Source organism: uncultured Campylobacter sp. (genome assembly GCF_938017775.1).
Classification (GTDB): Bacteria; Campylobacterota; Campylobacteria; order Campylobacterales; family Campylobacteraceae; genus Campylobacter_B.
The window spans coordinates 16,769-27,588 of the sequence record NZ_CALIIU010000049.1 but is presented as its reverse complement, the minus strand read 5'-3'; the positions used below and the strand labels follow the sequence as shown (position 1 = coordinate 27,588).

General features: G+C 47.8%; 10 protein-coding genes and 1 tRNA gene. 4 read left to right on the top strand and 7 right to left on the bottom strand.

What is annotated here, in order from left to right; all coding sequences use genetic code 11:
* Positions 1-44 precede the first annotated feature (44 nt).
* Together Q0537_RS07275 and mnmG are read right to left on the bottom strand one after the other, a co-directional pair.
* Complete coding sequence (locus Q0537_RS07275; protein WP_299226553.1) at positions 45-806, bottom strand: hypothetical protein; 762 nt, start codon at positions 804-806, stop codon at positions 45-47.
* Between the two features lie 64 nt (positions 807-870).
* Complete coding sequence (mnmG, locus tag Q0537_RS07270; RefSeq protein WP_299226550.1) at positions 871-2,745, bottom strand: tRNA uridine-5-carboxymethylaminomethyl(34) synthesis enzyme MnmG; 1,875 nt, start codon at positions 2,743-2,745, stop codon at positions 871-873.
* 240 nt (positions 2,746-2,985) lie between these two features.
* Between mnmG and bioB the strand changes: the two genes are divergently transcribed.
* A complete protein-coding gene (bioB, locus tag Q0537_RS07265) occupies positions 2,986-3,975 on the top strand; it encodes a biotin synthase BioB (protein ID WP_299226547.1) in 990 nt (329 codons plus the stop codon).
* Between the two features lie 39 nt (positions 3,976-4,014).
* Positions 4,015-4,440 (top strand): hypothetical protein, encoded by a 426-nt coding sequence (locus Q0537_RS07260; RefSeq protein ID WP_299226544.1) that lies wholly within the window; start codon positions 4,015-4,017, stop codon positions 4,438-4,440.
* Positions 4,441-4,619: 179 nt separating this feature from the next.
* Here Q0537_RS07260 and Q0537_RS07255 read toward each other — a convergent pair.
* Positions 4,620-4,694: transfer RNA gene (locus Q0537_RS07255), tRNA-Glu, on the bottom strand.
* Between the two features lie 313 nt (positions 4,695-5,007).
* Positions 5,008-6,231 (bottom strand): ankyrin repeat domain-containing protein, encoded by a 1,224-nt coding sequence (locus Q0537_RS07250; protein ID WP_299226541.1) that lies wholly within the window; start codon positions 6,229-6,231, stop codon positions 5,008-5,010.
* A 618-nt stretch (positions 6,232-6,849) separates the two neighbouring features.
* On the opposite strand from Q0537_RS07250, the gene Q0537_RS07245 reads away from it, so the two are divergent.
* Positions 6,850-7,353 carry a hypothetical protein gene (locus Q0537_RS07245; protein ID WP_299226538.1) on the top strand — a complete coding sequence of 168 codons (504 nt, stop codon included), beginning with the start codon at positions 6,850-6,852 and terminating at the stop codon, positions 7,351-7,353.
* A gap of 14 nt (positions 7,354-7,367) precedes the next feature.
* Positions 7,368-7,547 (top strand): hypothetical protein, encoded by a 180-nt coding sequence (locus Q0537_RS07240; RefSeq protein WP_299226535.1) that lies wholly within the window; start codon positions 7,368-7,370, stop codon positions 7,545-7,547.
* Between the two features lie 26 nt (positions 7,548-7,573).
* Here Q0537_RS07240 and Q0537_RS07235 read toward each other — a convergent pair whose 3' ends face one another.
* From Q0537_RS07235 to ilvA, 3 genes are all read right to left on the bottom strand, one after another.
* On the bottom strand, positions 7,574-8,044 hold the full coding sequence (locus Q0537_RS07235) for a hypothetical protein (protein ID WP_298061712.1): 471 nt from the start codon (positions 8,042-8,044) through the stop codon (positions 7,574-7,576).
* Positions 8,045-8,758 (bottom strand): DUF4230 domain-containing protein, encoded by a 714-nt coding sequence (locus Q0537_RS07230; protein ID WP_299226532.1) that lies wholly within the window; start codon positions 8,756-8,758, stop codon positions 8,045-8,047. It lies immediately after the preceding gene.
* Between the two features lie 825 nt (positions 8,759-9,583).
* Positions 9,584-10,795 carry a threonine ammonia-lyase gene (ilvA, locus tag Q0537_RS07225; protein ID WP_298027737.1) on the bottom strand — a complete coding sequence of 404 codons (1,212 nt, stop codon included), beginning with the start codon at positions 10,793-10,795 and terminating at the stop codon, positions 9,584-9,586.
* Positions 10,796-10,820: the final 25 nt, after the last annotated feature.

Below are 10,820 nucleotides of genomic sequence, written 5' to 3'. Positions count from 1 at the left end.
AATTTTATAAACTTTGCCGGCTCTGCTAAAATCCAAATTTAACTCTAAGTATCGCCCTTTTTGTTGCGCTCCGTGATAAATTTAGCTAATAAATTTATCTCCAATTTACTCACTTCAAATAGCGCCGTGATTTTCTTTTCGGCTAGGTCTAAATTTTTGTTGCAAACAGCTTTGAAATATCTACGCAACTCGGCGTAATCGCTTGGATTGCTGATCATAAAATTACAAAACAAACCGTTTTTGCCCTGTAAAAATATCATATCAAAAACGCTATCGACGCCCCCTCCGAAGTGAAAAATGATCTGAGGCAAAAGCACCATGCAGATCGTCGCTAAAATTATAAAAATAGATGTCGCTACGGGCAGCACTACAAACATCGCCGCCATGATAATGACAAGAAATATTATGCCTGATTTACCGCCGACGCTATCTAGCCCGTAATGTATCGGAAGCGCGTAGGATACTGTTTTGTGAAGCTTTCGTATTTGACGCGGCGCAATTTCCGCAAAAATGTTACCGTCAATTCTCTTGACGATTTTATCATTATAAAAATAGACATAAGCGTTTCTATAGAAATTCATATCGAATTTTCTCCTGCCTATGACGAGCAAAAAGCATAATGAAATTTTAAATATATCGGAGTTGCCGCCAAAAAATACGTTTCTTAAAATTCCGAAAGCCATTAACGCAAGCATCAAAATAATCGAAATTTTTATGACTTGATTAGTTTCGTCTTTGATGACTAGCGGCTCTTTGTCGTAGTCTCTTGCAAATTTTCTCAGGCTTAAATTTAACTCATCTTGCATGCTCATTCCTATTTTGCCTGTGTAGTAAAATTCTACTACGGCTTTCTCACGCCAGACGCGCAGCTTATTTCAAGCCAAAATTTTGCTTGATGTATATGTGCAAAATATCGATCGCGGCGGGCGTTACGCCGCTGATCTCGCTCGCGGCAAAAAGCGTCGGCGGCGCAAATCGATTTAGCTTCTGCACGATCTCGTTGCTAAGCCCTCCGATCTTGCTAAAATCGATCTGCGGCGGGATCGCGACACCCAGCAGTCCCTTCATCCTCTCGACCTCTGCGCGCTGCATCGCGATGTAGAAATGATACTTGCACTGCGTTAAAATTTCATCCAAAACCTCATCGCTAAAGCCCTCAAAATGCGGCGCCAGAGCGAGCAGACCCGCCTTTGAAAAACCGCTTTTGGCTACGATTTTTTGCAAGCTACAGCTTTGCGAAATGGGCTCTGCGCCGATACTTTGCAGCAGGCTAAGCGTCTGTTTCGAAGGGGTAATCTGCGTTTTTAGCAAAAATTCCATTCCACTCTGCACATCAAACTTAAATTTGCTCGCCCGCTCGTAGCTAGCCTCGTCTAAAAGTCCGATCCCGCGGCCGTATTCGCTTAGGCGCAGCACGGCATTGCCCTCGCGCAGCAGCAGGCGAAATTCCGCGCGCGAAGTAAACATTCGGTAAGGCTCATTCGTGCCTTTGGTAACCAGATCGTCGATCAAAACGCCGATATACGCCTCATCTCTACGCAAAATCAGAGGCTGCCGCCCGCGCAAATCAAGCACGGCGTTGATGCCCGCCATCAGCCCCTGCGCCGCGGCCTCCTCGTAGCCGGTGGTGCCATTGATCTGACCTGCCAAAAACAGCCCGCGGATCTTTTTGGTTTCGAGGCTGTGTTTAAGCTCGGTAGGATCGATGAAATCGTACTCGATCGCATAGCCCGGGCGGACGATTTTAGCATTTTCAAAGCCCCTGATCGTGCGCAAAAACGCAATCTGCACGTCGTAAGGAAGGCTCGTAGAAAGGCCGTTTACGTAGTACTCCGTAGCCTCACGCGTCTGCGGCTCGACGAAGACGTGGTGGCGGTCGCGATTTGGAAATTCATAAATTTTAGTCTCGATGCTCGGGCAGTAGCGCGGGCCGGTGCTTGAAATTTGCCCCGTAAACATCGGCGCGCGGGCGAAATTTTCGCGGATGATCTCGTGCGTGCGCTCGTTCGTATAAGCGATGAAACAAGCAAGCTGCTTCGGCGCAAAATTTTTGCTGCGAAAGCTAAAAGCGCGCGGATCCACGTCGCCGTCTTGGCGCTCAAGCACGCTAAAATCGATCGTCTTGGCATCGATCCTTGGGCAGGTGCCCGTCTTTAGCCGCCCCATTTGCAGCCCCAGACTTCGTAGCGATTCGGCTAGCTCAACGCTTGCTAGCTCGCCCACGCGCCCTGCTTGCAGCTTGTTCTCGCCCACGTGAATTAGCCCGTTTAAAAAGGTACCGGCGGTGATTATCAGATGCTCGGTCTCATAAACGTTGCCAAGATGGGTCTTAACGCCGCAAACGCGCGGGACACCATCCTGCTCGCAGGTTAAAATTTCGCTCGCGATCTCCTGACTTACGTCCAGCCCCTGCGTGTTTAGCAGCAAATTTCGCATATAGATGCGGTATTCATCCATATCGATCTGAGCGCGCGAGCCTCGCACGGCTGGACCTTTGCTCTCGTTTAAAATTCTAAACTGCAGCCCGCACGCATCCGCCGCAAGCCCCATCTGACCGCCCAGCGCGTCGATCTCCTTTACCAGATGTCCCTTAGCAAGGCCGCCGATTGCGGGGTTACAGCTCGCAGCGCCGATCTGTTCGGCTAAGATCGTAATTAGCAGCGTCTTTGCGCCCATTTTTGCGGCGGCCAAGCTTGCCTCGATACCCGCGTGCCCGCCGCCCACAACGATAACATCGTATTTCATTTTTTGCCTTTAAATTTAAAGCCGCAATTTTAGCCAAAATAAAATTTCAAAACGATAAATCACGCGCAGATGCCGCAGACGAGCCGTCTGCAAAAATCGAGGCACAAAATCGGCGAGCAAGGGTATAAAATTCCGCGTGAAATTTTTAGCGCAAAATTCCTGCGCCTAAATTTCACACGCGAGCTTTGCTTTAAATTTAGCGTTGTATAATTACGCATTTTTTTTCAAAAAGGCTAAGTATTGATAGACAAATTTTATGTTTCTGAGCTGAAAGATCGCGTGACGGCGGGCTGTGAGATTACAAAGGAGCAGGCGCTAGAGCTGGCGCGATGCGAGGATTTGGGCGCGCTTTTTGCGGCGGCGGATGAGATCAGGCGCGAGTTTTGCGGCGATAAATTTAATCTCTGCACGATCATAAACGTAAAATCGGGGCGCTGTAGCGAGGACTGTAAATACTGCGCGCAGTCGGCGCATTTTGACACGGGCTGCGAGACTTACGGAATTTTGAGCGAGCAGCAGGTGCTAAGCGCCGCGCTTGCAAACGAAGCCGAGCAGACGCACCGCTTCTCGCTCGTCGCCAGCGGGCGCGGAATTTCTCAAAAAAGCTCCGATCTGAGGGCATACTGCGCGATCTATGAGCGGCTGCGTAGTGAAACGCGGCTGCATCTGTGCGCCTCGCTAGGGATCGCTTCAAAGCCCGCGCTAGCGCTGCTTAAAGCAAGCGGCGTGCAGACCTATCATCACAATCTCGAGACTTCGCGCAAATTTTATCCGCAGATCTGCACGACGCACAGCTACGATGACCGCATCCAAACGATACAAAACTGCCGCGCCGTGGGGCTTGACGTATGTAGCGGCGGGATTTTCGGGTTGGGCGAGGGCATGGAGGATCGCATCGATATGGCGCTGCAGCTGCGAGAGCTGGGCGTTAGCTCCGTGCCGATCAATATCCTGACCCCGATCAAGGGCACTCCGTTGCAAGACGCCGCGCCGCTGGCGCACGATGAAATTTTAAAATCGATCGCGATCTACCGCTTCATCTTGCCGCGCGCGTATCTGCGCTTCGCAGGCGGCAGGCGAAATTTGGGCGAGCACGTGCGCACGGCGCTTGGATGCGGCATCAACTCGGCGCTTACGGGCAATTTCCTAACCACCACCGGCGATAGCATCGCAAGCGATAAGGTGCTTGTGGCGCAGTGCGGATTCGACCTCGCAAAGGGTGCGGATTAGAGGCGGTCGGGAATTGAAGATAAAATTTAAGAGGCGGCTATGAAGTTAAAATTTTCCTCTGCCTTGATTTTAGTCGTATTGCTTTGCGGTTGCTCGCCGCTCTCGCAGGACGGCAAGGAGGCCTTATTTGCAACAGGCGCGAGCAGATGCGATGTCGCAAACCCGCTAAGCAAGGAGCAGCTAAACCGCTGCACGAAGCGGCAAAAGATTGATGCCGAAGTCGCGCGTGCGGCGCAAGAGCAAGCAGCGTCGCAAGATACGCTTAATTTATTCGCAAAGAATAGCGCGCAAGCCCAGCAAAGAGCACAGGAGAGGTATATCGCCACGCAGCAAAGCCTAATGCAACAGCAATCGCAGCAGCAGCTGGGGCAGATGCAACAGCGACAGAATATGAGAAATTTACAAAACGAGCAGAACTGGAACAGGCTGCGCAATCTGGAAAATATAAGCAGCGGTAGGATTTAGCCGTGAATTTTACAATTTGATCTAAATTTTAATTCGCGCGACTTTCATTCTAGATCAATTAGCCTCGGTAAAAATATGATGAAATTTTAATCAACATACTACAAAATCAAATGAGGTCTTAAATTTCAAGGGCAGACAGCTGAATGATAGAAAATTTTAATTGATTTTAAGTGATGAAATGGTGACCCACAGGAGATTCGAACTCCTGTTACCGGCGTGAGAGGCCAGCGTCCTAACCACTAGACGAGTGGGCCGCGAAATTAAAAATGAGATAATAGCGAAGTGTATATAAATTTTGGATTAAATTATATATTTTTGGCAAAAATAACACAAAATAAAATTTTCTCCGAAAACTTAAAGCCTTTTGGCATAGCCGCAAATCTTGGTGCTCTAGAGAGTCCGATATGCCGCCCATTCTAGATGGCATATAAATAAGTTGCGTCGCTGCAGCCATAAGCCAAATCGATATCATAAAGCTTGCTGCGCCTTGCTATCAGCATCAAAAAATGCCAATAATTTTATCGCGCTGATTTAAAGCAGGTTATAAAAGGCCATTTAGCATACCTTTTATTCAGCTTCTAGGCTTTTTAGATACTCATATACTCTTTTATCCTCGTTTTTCCTTGCCCAATCCGATGGAGTTACGCTTTGGTTATGAGAACATCTAGCTTTTGGATCGGCGCCTCTTTCTACTAGATATTTTACGATTTCTAGACTATGAGAACTTGCCGCATAATTTACCATGGAGCAGCCATCCCTATCCTTTGCTTTAAAATTTCCGCCGTATTTTTCCAAAAGCTTTACGAGCCTAAAACTCTTCTCATCGTCGTGTTGGCTTCCGAATACGCTCATCATCATCGCGCTATCGGTCAGTCTTTTTGCACACTCTAGCATCGCGCGAAGCGAATTTTCGTTACCTAACATTACCGCCATTTCGATGGGAGTGGTATTTTCATGACCTTTAAAATTCGGATCGCCGCCCATTTCGCAGTATTTTTTAGCATCTTCGGCGTTGTCTGAATATGCCGTTTTGTGAAGCAGCGTTTGTATCTCATCCGCGCTCAAACTCTCTTCAGTCTTAGGCGTAACGAAAAAGTTTTTGTCGTAAATCTCCTTTAATGAATTTGTGCCGTAGTATTTACCCGGCTCGTCTTTAAAAATCAAATTTATACCATTTAAATCCGTAAGTTCTATAGAGTCGTTTGTTTTTAAATTTATTATCTTGTTGAAGTTAAAAACTAAATCATCCTTTTTAACCCCGCTATCAAAGATGAAAAAGTGGCTAAACTCGTAAGGAAATTCGTTTTTGTATTCAGGGTTTGACGCCGGATTTATCCTAGAATCGCCAATTTCTATCTTATCGTGCCCCCATCTTTTGCCGAATATAAATATATTCGTACCCCAGCTTTTTGAAATTTTATCATCGTTCTCGCCCATTACAAAAATATCGTTTCCCCATGGGTCTTCTACATCGCTTCTGCCGCCCGTCAAAATATAGACGTTGTTATTTCCGGGGCAAATTATAGAGTGCCTCGTATCGCTTTTGGCTATAATGATTTCGTCTGCGTTTTGGTTGCAGCGAGAATTTATATCCCAATATATGGTTTTGCTAAAATTTAAACTCACATCTTCTAATACGGTGGTATCAAATCCTTGCGTCACTAAAATCTTTTTAGGAAAATATCCTTTCGCTTGCCCGTCTTTGATAAATTTTTCCAAGCTTTGAAAGTCGGTTATATTGCCTCCAAAACAGCTGCCGACCGCCAAAAACAATATAACGATAAATCTCATACTCGCTCCTCTTTTCGAGATAAAATCTTAAAAATTATACAAAATTTGTAAGCAAAATTTACTAAAAACAGCTCAATTTAAAAACCAAAAATAAACGTTTTTAATGCTTATAGTAATGGCATTTGGATAGTTATAAATTTAAGCTACTCCGCTGCTTTTAAATTTAAAAAGTTAAATCCATTTTAAACACAATTTGCGTAAAATCCCATTTCAAAAACGTATTACGCGAGCGGCGGCGGCAAAGTAAAATTTGCGGTAACTACGGCGTTAAATTAAAAGCACTCGTAACAGCGGAACTAAATAAAATTCGCGGCAGTAGCCCAAGAATGAGATATTCGGCGGCATGCTGGGCTTAAATCATTCACAGCGACGTAAAGTACGAAGTATGCGCGGCGGCGTAAAATTAAAATTCGCACCGGCTAAATTTAAAGCCCGCGTGGCGATAATCAAAGCAGCGCCCGCCGTTCATCTGCGTAGTGCAAGCAGCGAGCCGCGCATTAAAATTTAAAGGTATAAAAGAATGAAGATTTTCAAAGAGCGAAGCTGCAAGGCACGCTCGGCGCGCTCTGCCTATTGGTCGGCAGCGCGGCGTATTCTATAAAAGGCGAAATCGCGTACTTGGATTCTCAAATCTTAGTGTGGATTTTTGCCTTCACATTCCTTTACCACGCGCTTAAAAACATCCAAAATATCACGGGTCCGCAGGTTTTTATAATCTTCAAATACGCCTACAGCATTGCGCTTGCGGCGCTGCTATATTTTTCAGCCATTTATATACTCAGAAGATGCGATTGTAATAGGCTGCAAATATACGTGCCGTATTTGATTTTTGCGGTTACGGTCGCTTGGATAATTATAAATTTTAAATTGCGCGCTGCTACCGGATGCAGGCTTTTTGCCGTATACGCCGCGCTGCTAATCGCAGGCGCCGGCGCAAACATCGTCTACGGCATGATGTTTAAAATACCGGCCCCCGCCGCTATAACGATGGGCGTCATAAATTGCATGGAACTGCTAAATTTAATCTTAAATCCATTGGCGTCCGTAATACTGCTTCTTGCGTGGCTTAACATGAAAAACCCCGCCAAAGCAAAGGATCTATGGAGCCGGGCGCATAGATAGAATTTTGCCTGCGTTTGATACTCGCGCGGAGTTTAAATTTAGGCCGCGCCTGGGTGCTTGCAAAGATAAAATTTCACGCTCGCCCGCGCTATTTCGTCAAAGACACAGCCGCCAAAACTCGCCCGCCGTTCAGCTACGTAGCGCAAGCTTTAAGCCGCATCGGCGCGATCCTTGACAAGATCAAGCAAAGATAAAATCAGTCAGATGCCGCTTTATGCAATTATAAGGCCCCTTCGCCGCACTCGTAGCCGAAAATTTTAATCCCGGTGTCGCTCTGCTCGTAGCGCAGCGCGGGGATCTTTTGTAGTAGATTTTTTAGCTTTTCCAGATCGTTTTTCCGCCCGCCGTCGAAGGCTCGCGGCACCCACACCCACGCGATCTCGTCGTATGCAAACGAACCTACCGTAAAGCTAGCTCGCTTTGAGCCCGCCTCCCATTTGGAGGAGTTTTTGATCGCGTAGAAGTTTGGATAGAGGATTTTTTTGATGATAAAGCATTTGCAAAATTTAAAATCCGCGAAAAACTCCGCCCACGTCGCATCCTCGGTAAAATAACCCTTCGCACGCAGACGCTTCTTCTCTTTGCGCAGCCTAATCGGCTCGTAAAATCGCTGCCAAGCCCTCGCGCAAGCATCCATAAACGCGAGCATGCGGGCGAAGTAAATTTTAAAAAGCGCTTTGAAAAGCTCCATCTACTTCTCGATCTGCGATTTTAGCGACTTATCGATTGCGATCTCGCTGGAGCTTATATCGATCGTCTGAAGCGCCTTGTCCTGAAAGATAAATCCGACCTCCTTTGCGCCGAAGCTCTTGGCGATCGCCTCCAGCGTGTCGGTCGCGGATTTGTGGATCTTGCCGCCAAGATCGTTGATGATTTTTAGCGAGAGCTGCTTGACCTCGTCCTTGGCGTCGTCGATGAGGCGGTTTTTATCGCTCTCGTCAAAGCTCGCGCCGAATAGCCCGTTTAGCGAATCGGGCAGCAGAAACGGCAACAGCTTGGCGTTTTTCTCGTCGTAAATTTTCATATCTTTGATCGAGTATTTGTATTTGCACGGCGGCATCTTGATCTCGTAGCGACCCTCGCCCTGCGGCAGTATCGCAAACTCTGGGCTTAGCAGGTCGTAAACGAACTCGATCTCAAACTCGAAGATGATGGCGATCTGCTTTTTCGTCATCAGCGGCGAGACGAGCGAGCCCAGCAGCCCGCTGCCTACGTTTTGCTTGCGCGTGACGATCTCTTTGGAGTAAATTTTAAAAACGCTCAGCTCGCCGATACTTTTAAGCCGCGTGATATCGGTGGCGATCTGCGGCTTGCCCGCCTGCTCGCCGCTTTTGCGCATCTTAAAAAACATAAAAACCAAGATACAAAATATCACTAAATTTAGAAGAAAAGCAAAATTTTCCAAATTTCATCCTTTAAAATTTTATCGGTATTTTAGCAAAATACAGCGCCGATTTGTAGTGTAATTAAAATTTTACGATTTTTGCGACGCGAAATTTTAAAATCAAAACTTGCGGCGAAGCCGCAAAATAGAAATCATCGAGCCGTAAGGCTCGCCCCTTGAGCGTGCCAGGGGTTAGGGGATTTTAAGGGGAAAGGGGAGCGCCTCGCAAAACGAGCGTAGCAACGCAAGGCTTAGCCTGGCGGCGTTTCTTGCGAGCGCAGCGAAGCAGAGTAAGTAGCACCCCTTTCCCCTTAAGAGAAAACGCCGCCACGACCTAAATTCTAGAGGCAAAATTCTACATAGAGAAATTTTAAATTTATTACAAAATAAAATTCTATTTAAATTTCAGCCGTGACATGCATATCTTGAGGCGGGAAGGGGGCCCCGATTGCGAGGTCACACTTCTCGCAGAGGCGGCGCTGCCCCGCAGCACTGCATTGCTCTGCTCGCCCACAAACCCCACCCATCCCCCGACGACGCTAGCGGTGCGGACTGCGTCCGCGTTATTTAAATTGCGGCTTGCGCCGTATATTTGGAATTTTAAATTCTACGTAAAATTTAAAACCGCGAGCCGCAAAGTATTTCGACGCAGCGAGTATAAAGCGGCAAATTTAAAATTTAGCGTGGTGAGTCAAAACCGTAGCGAGCCGCAACCTGTGCGCAAGCGAGTGTAAATTTAGCCGCGCCGTAGCATTGGTGCAAACGCGGAGTAAATTTTACAATCTCGGCTAAATTCAAGAGCAAATTTTGCAAGTGCAGGCAAATTTCACAAGCCCGAGCAAAATTCTACAAAATCTCCCTGAAATCATACCCTGCGTTTTTGAGTGCCCAGGCGATGTCCTCTTGGTGAGCCTTGCCTTTGGTCTCAAGCGTGATCGTGATCTGCGCGTCGCCGTACTCGATATTGGTCGAAAAGCGGTCGTAGTCGATCTTGACGATGTTTGCGTTGGCGCGGCGCAAAATTTCGGTAAGCCCCGTAAGTGCGCCCGGTTTATCGACAAGCGTGACATTGATCGTCATCTTGCGGTGCGATTTTATGAGGCCTTTTTCGATGATGATATTTAGCATCTGCACGTCGATGTTGCCGCCGCTTAGGATGATGCCGATCTTTGCGCCCGCGGGGAATTGGAATTTCGCGTTCATCAGCGCCGCTACTCCCGCCGCGCCCGCGCCCTCGACGATGATTTTTTGCTGCTCGAGCAGATAGAGTATCGCGCTTGCGATCTCCTCGTCATCGACCTGCACGAACTCATCGACGCACTCGATGATCGTAGAGAGCGTGATTTCGCTCGTATCCCGCACCGCGATGCCGTCGGCGATGGTGCGGACCGATTTGGAATTTAGCGGCTTTTTCGCGACGAAGCTATCGTGCATCGCGGGCGCGCCCTTGGCGGCTACGGCGATGATTTTGATATCCGGGTTGATCTGCTTGGCGCAGCTGCAAACCCCTGTCGCAAGCCCGCCGCCACCAACCGGAACGACGATGTATTCAAGATCTGCGACCTCCTCGATCATCTCAAGCGCGATCGTGCCTTGACCCGCTTGGACGAACTCGTCGTTGAAGGGATGCACGAACGTCAAATTATGCTCTTTGGCATATTCCAGCGCAAACGCATACGCCTCGTCGAAATTATCACCCTTCAGGATGATCTCCGCGCCCAGAGCCTTCGTGCCGCTTACCTTAAGTAGCGGCGTGGCTTCAGGCATTACGATCACAGCATGCACGCCGAATTTTTGCGCGCTCATCGCTACGCCCTGGGCGTGGTTGCCCGCACTTGCGGCTATTACTCCATGCGCCCGCTCCTCGTCCGTTAGGTGCGCGATTTTATTGTAAGCGCCGCGAATCTTATACGCGCCGGTGCGCTGCAAATTCTCGCTTTTGAGATACACTTCCGCGCCGTAAAGCTTGCTGAGCTTCGGCGCCAGAGCAAAGGGCGTTTTATAGACGAAATCGTTTATCGTGCGCTTTGCTTGGATGATTTTGTTTAGATCAACCATCTACTTCCTTTCATAATTTTAAATT